Annotated in this window: 16 protein-coding genes and 1 tRNA gene; 5 read left to right on the top strand and 12 right to left on the bottom strand. The window is 51.3% G+C overall.

What is annotated here, in order from left to right; genetic code table 11:
- The 9 genes from ABGT88_RS07995 to ABGT88_RS07955 form a co-directional block, all read right to left on the bottom strand.
- Entirely contained in the window at positions 1-1,788 is a 1,788-nt protein-coding gene (locus tag ABGT88_RS07995; protein WP_346701436.1) for a BatD family protein, read from the bottom strand.
- 31 nt (positions 1,789-1,819) lie between these two features.
- The gene (locus tag ABGT88_RS07990) at positions 1,820-2,644 is read right to left on the bottom strand and encodes a tetratricopeptide repeat protein (RefSeq protein ID WP_300130680.1); all 825 of its coding nucleotides are present in this window, start codon (positions 2,642-2,644) and stop codon (positions 1,820-1,822) included.
- Between the two features lie 8 nt (positions 2,645-2,652).
- Positions 2,653-3,690: a VWA domain-containing protein gene (locus ABGT88_RS07985; protein WP_087407481.1), complete on the bottom strand. Its 1,038-nt coding sequence runs from the start codon at positions 3,688-3,690 to the stop codon at positions 2,653-2,655.
- Positions 3,691-3,703: 13 nt separating this feature from the next.
- Entirely contained in the window at positions 3,704-4,687 is a 984-nt protein-coding gene (locus tag ABGT88_RS07980; RefSeq protein ID WP_087407482.1) for a VWA domain-containing protein, read from the bottom strand.
- Positions 4,688-4,739: 52 nt separating this feature from the next.
- Complete coding sequence (locus tag ABGT88_RS07975) at positions 4,740-5,726, bottom strand: DUF4381 family protein (RefSeq protein WP_346701434.1); 987 nt, start codon at positions 5,724-5,726, stop codon at positions 4,740-4,742.
- A gap of 17 nt (positions 5,727-5,743) precedes the next feature.
- Positions 5,744-6,613, bottom strand: a complete 870-nt coding sequence (locus ABGT88_RS07970) for a DUF58 domain-containing protein (RefSeq protein ID WP_087407484.1) — start codon at positions 6,611-6,613, stop codon at positions 5,744-5,746.
- Positions 6,614-6,640: 27 nt separating this feature from the next.
- Complete coding sequence (locus ABGT88_RS07965) at positions 6,641-7,636, bottom strand: MoxR family ATPase (RefSeq protein ID WP_087407485.1); 996 nt, start codon at positions 7,634-7,636, stop codon at positions 6,641-6,643.
- A gap of 166 nt (positions 7,637-7,802) precedes the next feature.
- Positions 7,803-9,203: an HU family DNA-binding protein gene (locus ABGT88_RS07960; protein WP_346701432.1), complete on the bottom strand. Its 1,401-nt coding sequence runs from the start codon at positions 9,201-9,203 to the stop codon at positions 7,803-7,805.
- A complete protein-coding gene (locus tag ABGT88_RS07955; protein WP_087407487.1) occupies positions 9,200-9,487 on the bottom strand; it encodes an HU family DNA-binding protein in 288 nt (95 codons plus the stop codon). The genes ABGT88_RS07960 and ABGT88_RS07955 overlap by 4 nt, the downstream gene beginning before the upstream one ends.
- Before the next feature lie 199 nt (positions 9,488-9,686).
- On the opposite strand from ABGT88_RS07955, the gene ppk1 reads away from it, so the two are divergent.
- From ppk1 to ABGT88_RS07940, 3 genes are all read left to right on the top strand, one after another.
- Complete coding sequence (ppk1, locus tag ABGT88_RS07950; RefSeq protein ID WP_346701429.1) at positions 9,687-11,786, top strand: polyphosphate kinase 1; 2,100 nt, start codon at positions 9,687-9,689, stop codon at positions 11,784-11,786.
- A gap of 131 nt (positions 11,787-11,917) precedes the next feature.
- Positions 11,918-12,865: a hypothetical protein gene (locus ABGT88_RS07945; protein WP_258327897.1), complete on the top strand. Its 948-nt coding sequence runs from the start codon at positions 11,918-11,920 to the stop codon at positions 12,863-12,865.
- 239 nt (positions 12,866-13,104) lie between these two features.
- Complete coding sequence (locus ABGT88_RS07940) at positions 13,105-14,181, top strand: choloylglycine hydrolase family protein (RefSeq protein ID WP_346701427.1); 1,077 nt, start codon at positions 13,105-13,107, stop codon at positions 14,179-14,181.
- An 81-nt stretch (positions 14,182-14,262) separates the two neighbouring features.
- Here ABGT88_RS07940 and ABGT88_RS07935 read toward each other — a convergent pair whose 3' ends face one another.
- Genes ABGT88_RS07935 through aspS form a run of 3 tightly spaced genes read right to left on the bottom strand, consistent with a single transcriptional unit; the run spans position 14,263 to position 17,895 of the window.
- Entirely contained in the window at positions 14,263-15,033 is a 771-nt protein-coding gene (locus ABGT88_RS07935) for a zinc ribbon domain-containing protein (RefSeq protein WP_087407491.1), read from the bottom strand.
- 3 nt (positions 15,034-15,036) lie between these two features.
- Positions 15,037-16,134: a Nif3-like dinuclear metal center hexameric protein gene (locus tag ABGT88_RS07930; RefSeq protein ID WP_346701425.1), complete on the bottom strand. Its 1,098-nt coding sequence runs from the start codon at positions 16,132-16,134 to the stop codon at positions 15,037-15,039.
- Between the two features lie 6 nt (positions 16,135-16,140).
- A complete protein-coding gene (gene aspS, locus ABGT88_RS07925; RefSeq protein WP_298664110.1) occupies positions 16,141-17,895 on the bottom strand; it encodes an aspartate--tRNA ligase in 1,755 nt (584 codons plus the stop codon).
- A 211-nt stretch (positions 17,896-18,106) separates the two neighbouring features.
- Between aspS and ABGT88_RS07920 the strand changes: the two genes are divergently transcribed.
- Together ABGT88_RS07920 and ABGT88_RS07915 are read left to right on the top strand one after the other, a co-directional pair.
- Positions 18,107-18,181 (top strand) — tRNA-Pro (locus tag ABGT88_RS07920).
- Between the two features lie 124 nt (positions 18,182-18,305).
- Complete coding sequence (locus tag ABGT88_RS07915; RefSeq protein ID WP_346701422.1) at positions 18,306-19,487, top strand: tyrosine-type recombinase/integrase; 1,182 nt, start codon at positions 18,306-18,308, stop codon at positions 19,485-19,487.
- Positions 19,488-19,524 lie beyond the last annotated feature (37 nt).

The raw sequence follows: 19,524 nt of genomic DNA, 5'->3' as shown, positions 1-19,524 counted from the left end.
TTACTTTTTCACCGTATTTTCCATTTTACCGATGGCCTCGACCGTCTGAGTATAGAGCTCGTCCATAGCCTCGTCGGTCTGCGAGGGTGCATATTGGGCAAACTCGCAACGGCCCAGTATGTCGTTGAACTCGGCTATCAGTTCGGCACTGGCACCGTATTTCTCCAGCTCGGCAGCCACGTTGTCTTTGGTCAGCTCCGAATTGGGCAACCCGAGTTTATCGCTCAGGTATCCCCATACGGCCTTGAGTACCTCGTCGTAGAAGTGCTCCCGGTCGTGGTTCTTCAGGTATTTGCCGGCTACCTTCAACCGTTTCGAGGCTACCTTGTTGGCTTTCCGATTCTTCATCAGAGCCACATTGGCGTTAGCCTTGGCCTGCTTGCGGTTGATGATGACAAAGACAATGAATGCCAGAGCCGGGACGATGTACCACAACCAGTAAACCCAGTTGTCGATATAGAGGGTCGGGGTCTGTACCAGATTCATCTTGTCCAGCTTGATATAGTGAATATCCTGGTTGAGCAGCTTCAAATCCTCTTTGTTGGAGAAGTTGGTGACGGTCTTTCCTCCGCTGCCGGGAGCACCCTTGTCGACCGTAATCTCATACGCTTCGGTACGCAGGGTTTTGTAGCTCTTGCTCTTGATGTCGAAGTACGAGAACTCTACGGCCGGGATTTTGAACGTACCGGCAAAGCGGGGAATGGTGGTGTACTCTACCGTGCGGGTTCCGCTCACCCCACCGGCCGAAGCCTTCACATTCACATCGACCTTGGGGTCGTAGGTGTCGAAATCGTTGGGCAACTGCAACTCGGGGTTCTTCAGGTATTTCAAGTTGCCCGATCCCTTGATGGTCAGTTTCAAGGTAATGGCCTCGTTGGCCTTGACGTGGGTCGAGCTGATGGAACTGCTCAGCGAGAAGTCGCCTACCCCACCCATGAACGAGGCCGGTTTACCGCTGGGCAAAGGCATCACCTCGACCGAAGTGGTATTGGTGCTTACCGACCGGCTTACCCCCTGAGGCACCCGCATGGGACCAAAGGGACCGTTGACCAGTTGATAGGTTTCTACCTGAAAGTCGAACTTGCCGGGCGTGATGGTAATCTTGCCCGTACGTTGCGGGAAGAGCAGGCACTGTTTCAGCACGGCTACCTTGTAGTTTACGCCGTTGTAGTTCTCCAGACTGAACGAGGTATTTTGCGGCAGGTCAATATCTTGTACTACAAAGCCTTCGAACGAGGGGAAACTGTAATTCTCGGCTTGTACGCCCGAAGCCTGCGTATACAGCTTGATGGTGGCCAACACGGCCTCCTGCTCATATATCCGGCTCTTGGAGAGTATCAAACGGGCAAACAGCGTCGTGTTGTCGCTGCTCTGCCCACCCGAGCGACCCGACGAAGCGCTGGCCTTGTCGGGCGGTAATACGGTCAGTTTCCAGGTATTGGTCGACAGGGTGCGCCCGTCGGCCGAGATGGTGGCCGGTGCAAAGGTGTAGCTACCCTCTTTCTCGGCCCGCAGGGTGATGACGTGGGTCTCGGTAGTCTGGCGATTGACTTTGCCGTTGACCACCGACACGCTCGTACCCGAGCTCGTACCCTGATACAACACCTTGCAACCTTTGAATTCGGGCAATTTCAAATCCTTACCCGAAGCGTTGTACAACGTGTATTCCAGTTGAAACTGCTGTCCCTGTATCACCTGCCGGGGCCCATCGACCGCAAAACGCACATTGTTGGCCCACAGTCCGGTAACACAGACCAGCGTAAAGAACAAAATCAAATATCTTTTCATCGCTCTGTTGTATATAAGTTAGACACCCCGATTACCACTCCTTGTCGGTCTTCTTGCGTTTTTGCTGCTGCATCAAAGCCCGTTGCACTTTCTCCTGGGTGTCGCGCTCGTCTTGCTGGATGGCATCGAGAATCTGTTGGGCATTCTCCCGCGACATCTGAGACTGCTGGGGTTGCTGTTGCTGGGGATTATTCTGTTGTTGGTTATCTTTCTGGTCTTGATTCTGTTTATTCTGGTTGTTCTTGTTCTGGTCCTGATTCTGTTGCTTCTGATCTTTCTGCTGGTCCTTGTTCTGGTCCTGCTGATCCTTGTTCTTGTCCTGGTTCTGATCTTGCTGTTGTTTCTTCAGCAACAGTTGAGCCAACCGCAGGTTGTAGCGGGTCTCGTCATCTTTGGGATTACGACGCAGCGCATTTTTATACTCTTCGATACTCTGGGCGTAGTTTTTCTCCTGGAACGAGATATTTCCCAGGTTGTGCCAGGCGTGAGCCGTGCGCAGCGTGTCGGACGAGGCCTGCACTATCTTCTTATACTCGTTGCGCGAATCGTTCCACTTCTGCTGCTTGTACAGGGCGGCACCCAGGTTGTAGGTAGCTATCTCGGACGAAGGGTTGGCCTCCAGCGCCTTGCGGTATTCGATTTCGGCCTCGGTATATTTCTTGTCGTTAAACAGGTCGTTTCCTTTCCGTATCGAGTTGCGCTCGCTCTTCTCGTCGATTTTTTTCTCTTTGGGCGGTACGACCTTGGCCGGGGCCTCGTTGGCAGCAGGAGCCGCAGGAACTGCCTGTCCCTGAGCCGAGGCAGTCCATGCCCCACTGGCCAATATCAAACATAGTATATAGTTGATTGCTTTCATAGTGCAAATTACTTTTCTGAATTTTCGGAGAAGAAAGTTATCTTCTTCAGCCAACTGTTCTTACGGTCGATAATAAAGAGGTCGATCAGCAACAGCACCAGGGCAATCCAGGCCAGACCCTGGAACTGCTCGTCGTATTGCGAATAGACCTTGCTCTCTATATCGGCCTTCTTCATCTTCTTTACCTCGGCCGTCAGGGCCCGCAGAGCCGCATTGGTGTTATCGGCTCTCACGTAGATACCGGCACCGGCTTTGGCAATCTCCTGCCCGAGGGCCTCGTTGAGTTTCGAGATGACCACATTGCCATTGCTGTCCTTGATAAAGTTGGTCTCGCTATCACCGATGGGGATGGGTACACCCTCGAGCGAACCGATACCGATGACATCGACCTTGATGTTTTTCTCGGCTGCAGCCTGAGCCATCTGGGCGGCATCGTCCTCGTGGTTCTCGGCATCGGTAATGACGATAATGGCCTTATCTACACTCTCGTTGGGCGAGAAGGAGTTCATGGCGGTAGAGATGGCCCGCCCGATAGCCGTACCTTGTGTAGGTACCATCGAGGGGTTGATGGTGTTCAGGAACATCTTGGCCGACACGAAGTCGGAGGTGATGGGCAACTGCGTATAGGCATCGCCGGCAAAGACGATAAGACCTATCTTGTCGTTGTCGAGTTCGTCGACCAGTTTCGAGAGCATCATCTTGGCCTTCTCGAGACGGTTGGGCGCTATATCCTTGGCCATCATCGAGTTGGAGACGTCGAGGGCAATCATGATTTCTACCCCCTGCTTCTTGACCGTCTCGAGTTTCGAACCGAACTGAGGCCGTGCCAACATGAATATGATAACAATAAATGCCAGTTGCTGAAAGATAAACTTGATCCAGGGCTTGTACTTCGACACATCGGTCATCAGCGGTGCCAGCACCGACGGATTGCCATACTTGGCCAGATTGCGGCGCGAGCGGTATCGCCCGTAGATAAAGAGCCCCCACAGCACAGGGACGAGAATCAGCAGATATAAATATTCGGGTTGTGCAAATCGAAACATAATCAACTTCTTTTTAAGGAATATTTTTCAACAACGTCTGACGCAGGAGTATCTCCAGCCCCAGGCACAAGAGTGCCAAGAGGGCCCATCGGGTATATTCCTCTTCTTTTACACTGAATTCCTTGACGGTGAGCTTGGTCTTCTCCAACTTGTCAATCTCTTCGAAGATACCTTTCAATACGTTCTTGTTGGTAGCTCTGAAGTATTTGCCGTCGGCCGTAGCTGCAATTTGCTGCAGGGCGGCCTCGTCCATCTCGACCGGCATGTTCTGGTAGGTAATGCCGTAGGGGGTCTGCACCGGCGTGGGGGCCAACCCTTTGGTACCTACCCCAATCGTGTAGACGTGTATGCCGAACGACTTGGCTATTTGTGCCGCCGTGGCCGGGGCTATATCGCCCGCATTGTTGGTACCGTCGGTCAACAGGATGATGGTCTTCGACTTGGCGGGACCGTCCTTGATGCGGTTGATGGCCGTAGCCAGACCGTCGCCGATTGCCGTACCGTCGTCGACCATACCGCAATGTACATCTTTCATCAGGTTGAGCAGCACGGCGTGGTCGGTTGTCATCGGGCACATGGTGAAGCTCTCGCCGGCAAAGATGACCAGACCGATATTGTCGTGCTCACGCCCCGAAACGAACTGGGCAGCTACGTCTTTGGCAGCTTCGACCCGGTCGGGGGTAAAGTCGCGGGCCAACATACTGCCCGAAATATCGAGCGCCAGTACGATGTCGACCCCTTCGGTCGATGAGTTTTGCCAGTTGTCGGTCGACTGCGGCCGGGCCAGAGCAATAATCAGGAAGGCAACGGCCAGTATCCGCAAGGCAAAGTTGAAGTGGCGCAAGTATATCTTGTAGGTGCGCGGCATCTTGTCGAACGGTTGCGTAGTCGAGACCTGCAAAGGGGCCTGCATGTGCTTCTGTTTGAGGATATACCACACGACGGCCGGTATAATCAGCAACAACAGCAGCAGATATAAAGGATTCGCAAATACCATTTTTCAAAAAATCTATTTAAAAAGCCACATGAGCCTTTGTTCAACAATGGGTTTATTCCGGTTTCTCGGGAGCCGTACCGTCGGCAGCCGGTTGTTCGGGTGCCTTCTCTTCGGGCTTGGTCTCTTCGACAAAGTTCTCGGCATACCGCATCACCTGCTCGTTGTCGTCGGGGAGCGGCCGCATCTTGGCAAACTTCACGAAGTCGGCCATCTCGAGAATATCGCGCAACTGCTGGTTCACCGCTTTGGTCTCCTCGTTACGCCGCAGCGTGTCGATAATCTGGGTCGAGGTCATCTCCATGGCGTTGATGTGGAATCGCTGGTCGATGTATACCCGCAGGATTTCGGTCAGGTTGGTATAGTAGGCCTTCTCCTGACCTTGCTGCCAGAGCTTCGAGTCTTTCAACTCGTGCAAAGCCTGTATGGCTCGTTCGTAGGGCGGTATGGCCTTCTCTTCGGCAGCAGCCTCGCCACCCTTGGCCTTGCGACCCCAGCGCCAGTAGGCATAGATACCGGCGGCTATGACAACGAGAGCGATGAGCAGATAGATGCCCCATGCCGGCACATAGTCCCAGAGGACGAAGGGAGGAGCATCGACCCCCTTGATGTCAAACTCGGCATGCGTCGTATCGACCGGCACCGGAACCACCTTGAGGCTCAACGACTGGGTCTCGAAAGTATCGTTGTCGATAACATATTTGAAAGGAGGCAGATAGTAGAGGCCCGAGTCAAACGAGGTGATAAGTACCTCGTTGTTGACCTGTATACGGTTGTTTTTCAAATCGACCGTATCGGGTTTCGAAATCTTCAGCACCTCTACGCCGGCTACCAGCGTGTCTTGTATGATAGGCAGCCGCACAAACTTGCCTTTGTCTTGCGACACCTCGAGGCGCACCGTCGTCTGGTCGCCCATCATGATGGCGGCCGAGTCCATCTGGGCCCGCACCACTATCTGATTCTGGGCCGACACCGTTGCGGCACTCATCGACACGAGCAGACATCCGCCAAACACTCGCAATAAGATAGATCGTATTTTCATAGAATCTCAAATTTTTATTACCCTCTTCGCTGGAAGAGATTCATCAGGGCCACCACAAAGTCGTCGTCGGTGGCGATGGTCGCCAGGTCGACACGGCTCTTGCGCAAGGTGGTCAGCATCTTGTCTTGCCGGGCATTCCACCACTCGGCATACCGGGCCCGCACGGCGGCCGACGACGAGTCGACCCACTGCTCGACACCCCGCTCGGAGTCTTGCAACTTGATGAGCCCCACGTTGGGCAGCTGCGACTCCCGACGGTCGTAGACCTGTATGGCTACCAGGTCGTGCCGGCGGTTGGCAATGGAGAGGGCGTTTTTGTAATCGCCGTTATCGATGAAGTCGGAGATTAAAAACGTCGTACACCGTTTCTTGATGGCGTTGGTCATGTACTCCAAGGCCAGACCTATGTTGGTTCCCGTATTGTCGGGGGTGAAATCGATCAGTTCGCGTATGATATAGAGGATATGCTTGCGCCCCTTCTTCGGCGGGATAAACTTCTCGATTTTGTCCGAGAAGAAAATCATGCCGATCTTGTCGTTGTTCTGTATGGCCGAAAAGGCTATCGTGGCAGCGACCTCGGCCATCATTTCACGCTTGGCCTCTCCCACGGCACCGAAGTTACGGCTGGCAGAGACATCGACCAACAACATCACCGTCAGTTCACGTTCCTCTTCGAAAACCTTCACAAAGGGCTTGTTGTAGCGGGCTGTCACATTCCAGTCTATATCTCTCACATCGTCGCCATACTGATACTCCCTCACTTCGGAGAAGGCCATACCCCTCCCCTTGAAGGCCGAGTGGTACTGACCCGCAAAGATGTTGCGGGAGAGACCCCTCGTCTTTATCTCTATATGACGGACTTTCTTTAACAGTTCACTGGTTTCCATAAACAGCAGCTCTCCCTAACCGGTTATTTAGGGTACTTCTACCTTGTTGAGTATCTCGCTGATAATCTCCTCGGCCGTCATGTTGTTGGCCTCGGCTTCGTAGCTGAGCCCGATACGATGACGCAGCACGTCGTGGCATACGGCACGCACATCCTCGGGAATCACATAGCCGCGTTGTTTCAAGAAGGCATAGGCGCGAGCTGCCATGGCCAGACTGATAGAGGCACGAGGCGAAGCACCGAACGAAATCATCTCTTTCAAGTCGGCCAGACCGTGATCTTGCGGGAAACGGGTAGCAAACACGATGTCGACGATATAGCGCTCGATCTTCTCGTCGATGTATACCTTTTGTACAATATCGCGAGCCTCGATAATTTCAGAGGGTTTCAGCACCGGTTTAATTTCGACCTTACGTCCGCTGATGTTCTGGCGGATAATCTGCTTCTCCTCCTCTTTCTTGGGATAGCTTATAATCACCTTGAGCATGAAACGGTCGACTTGCGCCTCGGGCAGCGGATAGGTACCCTCCTGCTCGATGGGGTTCTGTGTAGCCATTACCAGGAAAGGATCGTCGAGACGGAACGTCTGCTCGCCGATGGTCACCTGGCGCTCCTGCATGGCCTCGAGCAAGGCACTCTGTACCTTGGCCGGGGCACGGTTGATTTCATCGGCCAGCACGAAGTTGGCGAAGATGGGGCCCTTCTTGATTTGGAACTGCTCCTTGGCCTGGCTGTATACCATGGTACCTACCACGTCGGCAGGCAACAGGTCGGGGGTAAACTGGATACGGCTGTATTTCGAGTCGATCAGCGAAGCCAGCGTCTTGATGGCCAACGTCTTGGCCAAACCCGGAACACCTTCGAGCAAGATGTGACCGTTGGAAAGCAAACCAATCATCAACGAATCGATCAGATGCTTCTGGCCTACAATCACCTGGTCCATGCCCTGTGTAATCATATTCACGAACGAACTCTTGCTGGCAATCAGGTCGTTCAACTCCCGAATATCAACTGTTTCACTCATACGTTTTCTCTTTTTATATTTTCAATTTATACGTTTTTTCACTTTATCTCTCGCAAAATTAGCGATAGAGAGGCTCTATATCTCCCCTATCGCGTTAAAAATGGCTAACCATTCACTTAAAAAAGACTAAGTCGCCAACCACTTCGGTCAACGACTCAGCTATCGGTCACTCATACTGGCTCAGAATCTTCACGGCCAGAGCCTTGGCAGCTTCGACCGAACGTCTGTCTTTGGCATCGATATGATACTTCGAAGCTTCGGGAATAACCACCCGTGTTCCGATGGGTACCTGATTGGGATTCTTAATCACCTTTTTATTCTCTTCGTAGATATATACCCAGAAAGTCTTGTGCCCGAAGTATTTACGGGCCAACGTCGTGAGAAATACCCCCGATCGGATGGTCTCGACCACCGGCTCGGCCTCTACAGCCGTTGTGGGTGTTGTTGCCGACTGGCTCGTTTTTTCTGTTTTCTCCACACGCTCGGTTTTCTCTGACTGGGCAACCGGCTTTTCAGCTACGGAATCCCGTTCGGCCACATCGACCATAGCCGTCGTATCGACCGGCTCCGATACAACAACCGTATCGGCCACTTGGTTCGCTTGCAGCTGAGGCGCGAATACCTCTTCATTGGTTAGTGAAAGTGTATATTCGCCTATCTTGATTTTTTCATCTCTCCGCAAGAAGAACCCCACGGCTACCCCGATAACCACGATTACACCCAGCGCCGAAAGGGCTCCCCACCAGAAGGCCCGGCGCGAGGCCGACTTCTGCAAATAGTCGGTATGGTCGGCATCGGTTTCTACGGGGATAAGAGCCGGGACTTCGGCTTTCGGTTCGTCCGCAACAGGCTCCGCCTGGGTTTCAGCCACAGGCTCTACGGCGGGTTGGATCTCGGTCTCGAGCGGTTGCTCTTCCGAGGTTTCGGCTGGCTCATCTTGCTCCAATGAAACCACATCGGGCTCCGGCTCTGTTTCGGCATCCGGGTCAGAGGCCGGTTCAGGTATCACGCCCGATTCGGGAACAACCGGTTGCTCCTCCTTTTCGCCCGGCAGGTCTTCGATCTCCGGCGCTTCAGGCTTATCTGTTTCGGGCATAATGGCGTCTTCAACCTCTTCTTGAAGGGGCATCGCCTCCGGGGCTGCCGGTTCGTCGGCCGCCACCGGCTCCTCTTCGGATCCATCGCCCTCACGACTTTCGGCCATTCCTTCATCGCCTACGGCCATCATGGCCTCGGTCGACACGTGGTCATTGAGAATCTCGACCGAAAAGCTCGAAAAGGGAGCATTCACCGCCTCGCGCAGCACCTTGTCGGGAACAAACGACACCTTGTAATGGCCCGGTATCTCCACCGGCTCGCCCGTCTGCACGTTCACGCTGGCACGAGGTTCTACCCAAATGGGCTTGAATACACCCAGCTCGTTGATTCTCAGCTCCTCGCCCGACGAGATAACCTCTGTCGAAATCGTGAAGAACTCCTTGAGAAAAGCCTCGGCCTCCTTTTTCGTCACATTCAGTTTTGTGGCGAGCAGAGTGACCAAATCGGGGAAAGATATTTTTTCATTCATTTCGACGAGAGCATTTTAAGTTTCATTTTAATAGCGCTGCCCGGCTTAAACGACAGAATCATTTTGGGGGGCACAAGCATGCGTTTGCCCGTAGCAGGATTCACGACAACCCGTTCCAGCTTCTTCTTCGGTTCGAACGTGCCGAACCCCTGAATAGCTACCGAGTCCATCTGTGCACAACGCTCTTTCATGATTTGGAGAAAGGCCGACATATACTCCTCGACCTCCCCTTTATCTTTGCCCAAACGGGTCTGCAACTGCGTCAAAAAAGTTTTGTGATCCATGACCATTGTTTTTCAAGCCCCTGCCAGGGCCATAATTCGCTATCTGCAAAATTAAAAAAATTCTGTGGAATAATTGCAAGAAACAACAGATTCATGCAGTAAGATATGGAGAAACGAGACATGCAGATTTGCGAGAAAAATTTGTACACCCGAACATTATTTGTATATTTACCGTTACTTAATCCTTACGACGATGACTATGGAAAATGTTCGGAAGTATTTCAAACGTGATATCAGTTGGTTATCTTTCAATTACCGGGTATTGATGGAGGCCATGGACAAGACGGTGCCGTTGTTCGACCGCATCAGGTTTCTGTCGATATACCAGTCGAATCAAGAGGAATTTTATCGCGTGAGGGTTTCGGAGTATCACCAGATTCTGTCGGACTCTGCGAAAAGCGACGAGGAGAAGGAGCAGGCCGAGCGTACCTTGGAGTCAATTAACCGGGAAGTCAACCAGCAGGTCGACGACTTCAACAAATTCTTTTTCAACGACATCATCCCCGAACTCGAGCGCGAGGGTATGGTGCTGTACCATCAGGAGAAAATCGAGGAGTGCCACCGGGACGAGGTGCGTAACTTCTTTAAAGAAGAGGTATTCCCTTTCTTGCAGCCGGTGTTGATATTGAAAGACGACATCGTCTCTTTCCTGCGCGACAACCGGCTCTACCTGGCCATCAAAATGTATCGGAAGAGCGAACGCAACAACCCCGACCGACAACCGTTCTATGCCCAGATAAAGATTCCGTTCAGCAAAGTGCCGCGGTTTATCAAGCTCACTCCGCACAACGGAAAGAACTACGTGATGTTTATCGACGACATGATTGCCTTGAACCTCGACATCGTCTTCCCGGGATTCGACATCGACTCGCACTATGCGATACGGGTCTCGCGCGATGCCGACTTTTCCATCGAGCCCAAAGAGGGGGCCAACATTGTCGATGCCGTGCGCAAGCGGGTCAAGAAACGCAAGATAGGCAACGCCAACCGGTTGGTCTACGACGGCTGCATGCCTCGCGACATGCTGGAGTATATCTGCGAAGCCTACGACATTCCACACGGCCAGTGCATCCGCTCGAGCCGGTATTTGAATCTGGAGGATCTGACCAAGCTACCCAACCTCACCGGCAAGGTATTGAGCGAGACACTCCCCTCGCCCATGCGGTTACCCATCTTCGACAATGCGCCATCGATGTTCGAGGTAATTCGTCACCGCGACTTTCTGATACACTTCCCCTATCAGTCGTTCGACTACCTCACCCGGTTCCTGACCGAGGCTGCCGAGAACCCGGCCGTGACTGAAATAAAACTCACACAATATCGGGTAGCCGAAAACTCCGAAGTGATAGACCGGTTGCTCTACGCCGCCAAACAGGGGAAACAGGTGACGGTATATGTCGAAATCAAAGCCCGGTTCGACGAGGAGAACAACATCATCACCTCGGAACTGATGCAGGAGTCGGGTGTTCGTGTCGTATACAGCACCCCGGGATTGAAGGTCCATGCCAAGGCCTTATTGGTCAAGTGTGCCCCTACCGACAGCTCTCACCCCCAAGCCTATGCTTTCATGAGTACCGGCAACTTCAACGAAGACACAGCCCGCATCTACTCCGACATGGGGCTGTTTACCGTCAACCGCGCCATTACGAGCGAACTCGACAAGCTCTTCTCCATACTCGACGGTTCTTCAAAAGACCGCGATTTCAAGACGTTGCTCGTGGCCCAGTTCAACATGGTCGACGAGTTGAAACGGAAAATACGTTTCGAGATGGAAGAGGCCCGTCAGGGACGGAAGGCACACATCATTCTGAAAATGAACGGCCTGCACGACACGGGCATGATTGATGCCCTCTACGATGCCAGCGAGGCAGGCGTACACATCGACCTGCTGGTGCGCGGCATCAACTGCCTGGTACCCAACCAGCCTTACAGCCGCAACATACACATGACGCGCATCATCGACTCGTACCTCGAGCATGCCCGCATCTGGTACTTCTATGCCGGGGGACGCGAAGAGGTATATCTGTCGTCGGCCGACTGGATGCGCCGCAACCTGAACCGCCGCATCGAGACCGCCGTACCCATTTTCGACCAGCATATCAAAAACGAAATCCTGTCGGTCATAGACCTGCAGTTGCGAGACAATGTAAAAGCCTGCCGCATAGACGAATATCTGGGTAACCAATATGTCCGCACCCCAGGCCCACCCATACGCTCGCAACGGATGTGCTTCCACCTGCTGGAGCAGTACTCTACCCCCGACTCTGCTGCGGGCATGCCCGAGATATTTATCAGCTAGCTACTGCTCTTGTCGATATTAAGTTAAAGAACAGGTACAAGGCTCCAATAATTCCGAACAAAAGAATAAAGATTATTATACGTATATTATTCTTTTTATATACTTTTGTCCTGAAACAAAGATCTAAAATTATGAAACGAATTGTACTCTTATGTCTTATCGGAATGTCGATAATACCTCTGTCGGCTCAGACTCTGAAAAAGCAGAACCAAATGTTGAAGGATTCGATCGGTGTCATGCAAAAAGTCATCGACGAAAAGACAACCGCCAATCAGACACTGTCGCAGGAAAACTCGACCCTCAAAAGCAAACACGCACTACTCCTGGCTACTAAAGACTCGCTTGACGGAGCACAGAAAAACTTGTTGGGCAAATACAAGGAGCTGTCGGTCGAGAACGACCAACTGAAAGATTCGCTCTTTGTCTATCGCAACCAGAACAAAGCATTGCGTAATCAGGTAGACAGCCTTAACACTTCGCTGGTAAACCTCACCAACGAGATGAACGCCAAACTCGAATATCTGGCTCGTCAGGAAAAGATTTGGAAACGCAGCAAATACTTTTATATCGCCTATGGTATGACCTCGCTCGACCGAGGTAACGGACAACCGAAATTGAACAGCGATTTTGCATTCTCTATCGGACGTGGCAAAACCTATTACCTGCACAAAAAACCGCTTCTGGGTATGATCAAATTCGGTTTGGACTGGACCTTCTTCGACATTGCCGTAGCTCAATACGAAGAGGAAGACGGACTCTATACCCGGGACGACAGTGATATTTACAAAGGAGAAATCTCCATGCAGTTCGGCCCCTCGATTACCGTCAACCCTATCGACTTCCTGAAGGTCAATCTCTATTTCCGCTATGACCCCACCTACTCGATGATGTTCAATACCGACGGCAACGAGTTCAAAGGCAACTACGGCTCTTACTTCAATACCGGTTTGGCTGCTTCATACAAAGTTATCTCGCTGGGCTATGAATACCGTTGGGGCTCTACTTCATATAAAATCGACGACGAGAACCAGACCTGGAAAACGTCGGGTAACTACTTCTACATCAGTTTCCGGTTCTAAATTCATCGGAGAAAAAATCATATCATACCGACTGAAGTCTCCCTTCGGTCGGTATTTTTTTACCCATTCTTTTCTTCAGCTCCGTTCCCAAACTTTTCACAACCATCGAGCGTTTATAAAAAGGCCGGCAACAGGCTCAGTGACGAGAAATACATTCACCCCCATGGGGTTCGTAAATATTTTCATACCTTTGAATCGGCCAGACTATCGCACATGTTCTAACTTAATATACAGCAACGATGAAACGATTATTTTCCTTACTGATTGCGGCTGCCGCTATTGCTACACCACGGCTATGGGCGTGCACGGGAATTACCCTCACGGTAAAAGACGGTTCCAAAATCGTAGCCCGTACCATCGAATGGGGCGGCAGCGACTTGAACAGCCAATATGTGATTGTTCCCCGCGGATACGAACAACGCTCCTATGTACCGGGCGGGCAACAAACCGGCATGAAATTTACAGCCAAATATGGCTATGTGGGATTGGCCGTAGAGCAAAAAGAGTTTGTAGCCGAAGGACTGAACGAAGCCGGATTGTCGGCCGGGCTCTTCTACTTTCCCAATTACGGACAATACGAAGCCTATAACCCGGCACAACAAGCCTCGAGCATGGCCGACCTGCAACTGGTTGCCTGGATTCTGGGCAACTTCGCCACTGTCGACGAAGCCATCGAAGGACTGAAAACGATGCACGTCGTATCGATAGACCCGCGGGCCTCGACGGTCCACTGGCGCATGACCGACGTAACAGGCCGCCAAGTGGTGCTGGAGATTATTGCCGGCAAGATGCAATTTTATGAAAACAAGCTGGGGGTACTCACCAACTCGCCGGGCTTCGATTGGCAAATGACCAATCTCAACAACTACATCAACCTCTATCCGGGAACGACCGAACCCAAGTCGTTCGGCGACATCAAGCTATCCTCGTTCGGTGCCGGCAGCGGATTTCTGGGTCTTCCCGGCGACATCACGCCGCCCTCCCGCTTTGTGCGTGCGGCCTTTTACCAGACCACCGCTCCACAGTCCCAGTCTGCAATCGAAGCCGTTACCGAGAGTTTCCACATTCTCAACAACTTCGACATCCCCATAGGAGCTGAGTTTACGACCGGTCAGACTCCTACCGACATCCCCAGCGCTACGCAATGGACTTCGGCTGCCGACATGGCCAACCGCCTGCTCTACTACCGCACCATGTACAACAGCGCTATCCGCTGCTTCGATCTGAAGAGCATCGACTTCGGTCGGGTCAAATATCAGGTACAACCGCTCGACACCGTCAAGCAACAACCCATACAGACTATTCGAATCAAATAACCTGCGAGCTGCAAGTTGCAGAAAACAAAACAGCCGGTCACCCGAGTGGTGACCGGCTGTTTCCATATCGTTGCAATCGATTTAATGCTCCTCTTTTACACCGGCAAGTTCCGGGTCAATCATGATACGTCCGCAGTATTCGCAAACGATAATCTTTTTACGCATCTTGATGTCGAGCTGTCTTTGAGGCGGAATGCGGTTGAAGCAACCACCGCAAGAGTCGCGTTGGATGTAAACCACAGCCAGACCGTTGCGGGCATTCTTGCGGATGCGCTTGAAGGCAGCGAGCAAACGGGGCTCTACCTTGTTCTCGAGTTTCTTGGCCTTCTCTCTCAACTTCTCCTCGTCCTGTTTCGTCTCCGAAACGATTTCGTCGAGTTCGCTCTTCTTCTCGGCCAGGATATGCTGACGATCCTGCAGCGTCTCTTCCGAAGCAGCCACCTCTTTGCTCTTGGCCTCTTGTGCGGCAATGTATTCGTTGATACGTTTCTCGCACAACTGAATTTCGAGAGTCTGATACTCTATCTCTTTCGAGAGGAAGTCAAATTCGCGATTGTTGCGCACATTGTCTTGCTGCTTGGTATATTTGTCGATAAGCGTTTGGGCGTTTTGTATTTCTACTTTTTTGGCCGCTACGGCAGCTTTCAGGTCTTCAATCTCGGTATGGTAGTTTTTGATACGCGTTTCAAGACCGGCGATCTCGTCCTCAAGGTCCTGAACTTCGAGAGGCAGCTCACCTCTCAGCGTCTTTATTCTATCAATCTCCGAGAGAATGGTTTGCAAATCGTACAGTGTTTTCAACTTCTCTTCCACTGTATATTCTTTTTCAGCTTTTGTTTTGTCAGTAGCCATACGTTACAAATAATTTATCGGATTTGTATCTACTTGTGTAGAACGGATTGCAAAGGTAGGGAATTTTTTTTGAATAATCTCACAAAAAATCTCTTTTGTATATTGTTCACTCTCATAGTGACCGATTTCGGCCAGCAGGATACGCGACTCATATTCGAAATAATCGTGATACCGTATCTCTCCCGTCACAAACATATCGGCTCCGACGGCAACGGCTCTCGACATGAGCGATGCTCCGGCACCGCCACACAGGGCCACACGCGAAATCTTGCGCCCGTGCAGAGGCGAATGCTTCACACAACCTACCGCAAAGGTATCTTTCAGCTTCTCCAGCACCAGCAGTTCGTCGGCCGGTTCAGGCAAATTACCCACCACGCCGGCCCCCACCTGCTCCCAGCGATTGGCCAGGGGTATCCAGTCGAAAGCCGGTTCTTCGTAGGGATGGCTCCGCTTCAGGGCGGCCTCGACGGCACCCTGCATGTAGGCGGGCACGATTACCTCGAGCCGAGTCTCGGGCTCGCGATGCTGCTCGCCTATCGTACCGCAATAGGGATGAGCCTGCACCCCGGGACGATAGGTACCCTCGCCCTCCTGACCGAAACTGCACTGGTCGTAATTGCCGATATGTCCAGCCCCGGCCTCGAACAGAGCGGTTCTCACCGCTTCGACATGAGAAACAGGCACATAGGTAACCAGTTTCATCAGCAACCCGGGCATGGGGTCGAGCACCCGCACCTCAGTCAAGCCCAACTTGCGGGCCATTCTGAACGAGACACCGCCCGGAGCATTATCGAGATTGGTATGGGCGGCATAGATGGCTATGTTGTGTTGGATTGCCTTGATGACAATACGCTCGACATAGCTCCTCCCCGTAATCGATTTCAGCCCCTTGAAGAGCAGGGGGTGATGCGACACAATCAAGTTATAGCCCAAGGCGATAGCTTCGTCGACAACCCCTTCGGTCACATCGAGACATACGACCGCTCCCGAAACCGGCTGAAACCGGTTGCCCACCTGCAACCCGGCATTGTCGTACGACTCTTGCCAGGCGACAGGTGCTACCGACTCGATGGTCTCTATAATATCATTTAGAATTACCACGTGCTGTTAATCCTTCAAATCTACTTTGATACACAATTCGTTCAATTGCGAGTCGTCCAGCGGCGACGGTGCATTGAGCATGACATCGCGACCCGAGTTGTTCTTGGGGAATGCGATGCAGTCGCGAATCGAATCAAGACCGGCAAACATCGATACCAGGCGGTCGAGACCGAATGCCAGACCTCCGTGAGGAGGAGCTCCGTATTTGAAGGCATTCATCAGGAAACCGAATTGAGCTTCGGCCTGCTCTTCGGTGAATCCCAACAGACGGAACATGTGGTCTTGCAACTCGCTGTCGTGAATACGGATAGAACCGCCACCCAGCTCTACGCCATTGATTACCATGTCGTAGGCATTGGCCCGCACGGCTCCCGTATCGGTATCGAGCAGGGGAATATCTTCGGCCTTGGGCGAGGTGAAGGGGTGGTGCATCGCATAGAAGCGTTGTGTCTCGTCGTCCCACTCGAACAAGGGGAAGTCGATAACCCACAGCGGAGCAAAGGTATTCTTATCGCGCAAGCCCAGACGCGAACCCATCTCCAGACGCAGTTCGCACAGTGCCTTGCGGGTCTTCATCGCAGGACCGGCCAGAATCAGCAGCAGGTCGCCCGGTTTGGCTCCGAAGCGTTCGCCCCACTTCTTCAGGTCGTCGGGCGAATAGAATTTGTCGACCGACGACTTGGGATTTCCGTTCTCGTCGAAACGTACATAAATCAAGCCCTTGGCTCCGATTTGCGGACGTTTCACAAAGTCGGTCAACTCGTCGAGCTGTTTGCGCGAATAGGTAGCACACCCTTCGGCGCAGATACCGCCCACATACTCGGCACTGTCGAACACCCCGAAGTTGTGGCCCTCGGTCAAATCCTTCAGCTCGACAAAGCGCATGCCGAAACGCATATCGGGTTTGTCGCTACCGTAGTATTTCATGGCATCGGCCCACGTCATGCGCAAGAACGGCTCGTTGAACTCGATACCGCGGATTTTCTTGAACAGATGCTTGATCATGCCCTCGAAGATATTGAGAATATCCTCTTGCTCCACAAACGACATTTCGCAGTCGATTTGCGTAAACTCGGGCTGACGGTCGGCCCGCAGGTCTTCGTCGCGGAAACACTTTACAATCTGGAAATAGCGGTCGAAGCCCGACACCATCAGCAACTGCTTGAGCGTTTGCGGCGACTGCGGCAATGCATAGAACTCGCCCGGATTCATTCTCGACGGCACCACAAAGTCGCGGGCACCCTCGGGAGTCGATTTTATCAGCACAGGCGTCTCTACCTCGAGGAAGTTCAACTCGTCGAGATAACGACGTACCTCGAAGGCCATCTTGTGACGCAACTCGAGATTGCGGCGTACAATGGGACGGCGCAAGTCGAGGTAACGGTACTGCATGCGAATATCGTCGCCGCCATCCGATTCGTCTTCGATGGTGAAGGGCGGAGTCTCAGCCGTATGGAGAATGACCAGTTTCTCGGCTATGATTTCGATGTCGCCCGTCGGCAGATTGGCGTTCTTGTTCGAGCGCTCGGTCACGGTACCCGTCACCTGTATCACATATTCGCGCCCCAGTTTATTGGCCTGGTCGCACAAACCGGCGTTGGTCTCCTGGTTAAATACCAACTGAGTGATACCGTAGCGATCGCGCAGATCGACAAAAGTCATACCACCCATCTTACGGCTGCGTTGCACCCAACCGGCCAGGGTTACCTGTTGGCCCACATGGCTCAATCGCAGCTCTCCACATGTATTCGTTCTATACATTGTTATAGGATTTATATGTTTTGTTGTTATTGATTTCGGTTACTCAACGGCATTCGGAACAGCCCGAATGTCCTTGCAAAATTAAAATAAAACATCGGTAAACAGGTATCTTTTGCCGAAGAATTTGATAAAAATGTAAGCCCATAGTTGGCGATACGAAAAAAAGCAGTAAATTTGCCCTGCCCAAAAAAGAGAGGGCCATTGCTTGTTTCGGGGTGTAGCGCAGTCCGGTTAGCGCACCTGCTTTGGGAGCAGGGGGTCGTGGGTTCGAATCCCGCTACCCCGACAAAATTAAGGTTAACAGCTTATAAATAAAGGTGTTAACCTTTGTCGCTTAAAAGCGACCGGGAGAAATACGGGAGATGTTTAATCGAGGGGAGATTCCCAAAAAAATCTCTTCTTAAAAAAAAATGTCTACACAAAAAAATTCCATGATGTCGGAGGTTATATCTTACACTCCTCCAAAGCTATACACTGGAAAAACCGGTAAAGATTGGTATATTGGTTTTTACGCATTTGATCCAATATCCGGGTCTCTAAAACTTAAACGCATCAAAATCAATCATATCAATAAAATTTCAGATCGTCGGAAATATGCTTCAGACTTAATCTTGCGATTGCATGAACAACTTCGCCGAGGATGGAATCCATATATCAGTGATGATAATGTCAAAGGATTATCTCTATTTGAGGAAGCAACCGATAAATATCGGACTTACATAACCCGCTTGCGATCCGACAACGTCATTCGCGAAGAGACATATATCGGATATATCTCATATCTACGAAATCTCATACGATACAACCAAATGCGAAAAGTACCGATCACGTACATCTATCAATTCAATCGATCTTATATCAACGAGTTTATCGATCATATCTACATCGAGAGAGAGAACAGCGCTCAAACGAGAAACAATTACCTGGCTTTTCTCCGGATATTTTCGAACTGGTGTTTTAAGCAGGGATACATAGACAAGGTTGTTACCGATGGTATTGATTTTCTTCCCAAGCGATCGCTCAAGAAGCAAAGAACAGTTATAACAGAGCCGGACCTTGTTCGTCTCCGTGAATATTGTGAAAATCATAACAAGCGATTCCTTCTCGCGTGCTATATCCTTTTTTACTGCTTTGTTCGACCCAAGGAAATATCCTATATAAAAATCGGTGATTTCCATGTTAAAGAAGGTACTCTTCTACTCCATGGTGACTATACCAAAAACAAAAAAGATGCTGTCCTGACTATAAATCGAAAGATTATAGACTTGATGCTCGACTGTGGTTCGTTTTCTTATCCAAGCGATTTTTACCTGTTTTCTGATAATTTGTCCCCTGGAGATTCCTGGCGATCAGAAAAGCAATTTAGAGACTATTGGACTCACTATGTACGAAAGAGTCTAAAGTTTCCGAACTCGTATAAATTCTATTCTTTAAAAGATACAGGTGTAACTACCATGTTACGATCGAGAATAGACAACATATCGGTCCGAGACCAGGCACGGCACTCTTCCATCCTGATTACCGACATCTACACCCCTCATGACATCGAAAAGGCCAACCCTATAATTAAGAATTTTGATACAGTATTCTAAAAAAAATAGCCGGCTTATTGGCCGGCATTTTTTTGTG

This window comes from Barnesiella sp. An22 (assembly GCF_963931395.1).
GTDB classification, from domain to species: domain Bacteria; phylum Bacteroidota; class Bacteroidia; order Bacteroidales; family Barnesiellaceae; genus Barnesiella; species Barnesiella merdigallinarum.
This window is presented reverse-complemented; position numbering and strand designations above follow the sequence as displayed.

Bases quoted from the DNA above. Each gene is read 5' to 3' on its own strand.
- ABGT88_RS07995 (WP_346701436.1), bottom strand. From the start codon at position 1,788: ATGAAAAGATATTTGATTTTGTTCTTTACGCTGGTCTGTGTTACCGGA.
- ABGT88_RS07990 (WP_300130680.1), bottom strand. From the start codon at position 2,644: ATGAAAGCAATCAACTATATACTATGTTTGATATTGGCCAGTGGGGCA.
- ABGT88_RS07985 (WP_087407481.1), bottom strand. From the start codon at position 3,690: ATGTTTCGATTTGCACAACCCGAATATTTATATCTGCTGATTCTCGTC.
- ABGT88_RS07980 (WP_087407482.1), bottom strand. From the start codon at position 4,687: ATGGTATTTGCGAATCCTTTATATCTGCTGCTGTTGTTGCTGATTATA.
- ABGT88_RS07975 (WP_346701434.1), bottom strand. From the start codon at position 5,726: ATGAAAATACGATCTATCTTATTGCGAGTGTTTGGCGGATGTCTGCTC.
- ABGT88_RS07970 (WP_087407484.1), bottom strand. From the start codon at position 6,613: ATGGAAACCAGTGAACTGTTAAAGAAAGTCCGTCATATAGAGATAAAG.
- ABGT88_RS07965 (WP_087407485.1), bottom strand. From the start codon at position 7,636: ATGAGTGAAACAGTTGATATTCGGGAGTTGAACGACCTGATTGCCAGC.
- ABGT88_RS07960 (WP_346701432.1), bottom strand. From the start codon at position 9,203: ATGAATGAAAAAATATCTTTCCCCGATTTGGTCACTCTGCTCGCCACA.
- ABGT88_RS07955 (WP_087407487.1), bottom strand. From the start codon at position 9,487: ATGGATCACAAAACTTTTTTGACGCAGTTGCAGACCCGTTTGGGCAAA.
- ppk1 (WP_346701429.1), top strand. From the start codon at position 9,687: ATGGAAAATGTTCGGAAGTATTTCAAACGTGATATCAGTTGGTTATCT.
- ABGT88_RS07945 (WP_258327897.1), top strand. From the start codon at position 11,918: ATGAAACGAATTGTACTCTTATGTCTTATCGGAATGTCGATAATACCT.
- ABGT88_RS07940 (WP_346701427.1), top strand. From the start codon at position 13,105: ATGAAACGATTATTTTCCTTACTGATTGCGGCTGCCGCTATTGCTACA.
- ABGT88_RS07935 (WP_087407491.1), bottom strand. From the start codon at position 15,033: ATGGCTACTGACAAAACAAAAGCTGAAAAAGAATATACAGTGGAAGAG.
- aspS (WP_298664110.1), bottom strand. From the start codon at position 17,895: ATGTATAGAACGAATACATGTGGAGAGCTGCGATTGAGCCATGTGGGC.
- ABGT88_RS07915 (WP_346701422.1), top strand. From the start codon at position 18,306: ATGTCTACACAAAAAAATTCCATGATGTCGGAGGTTATATCTTACACT.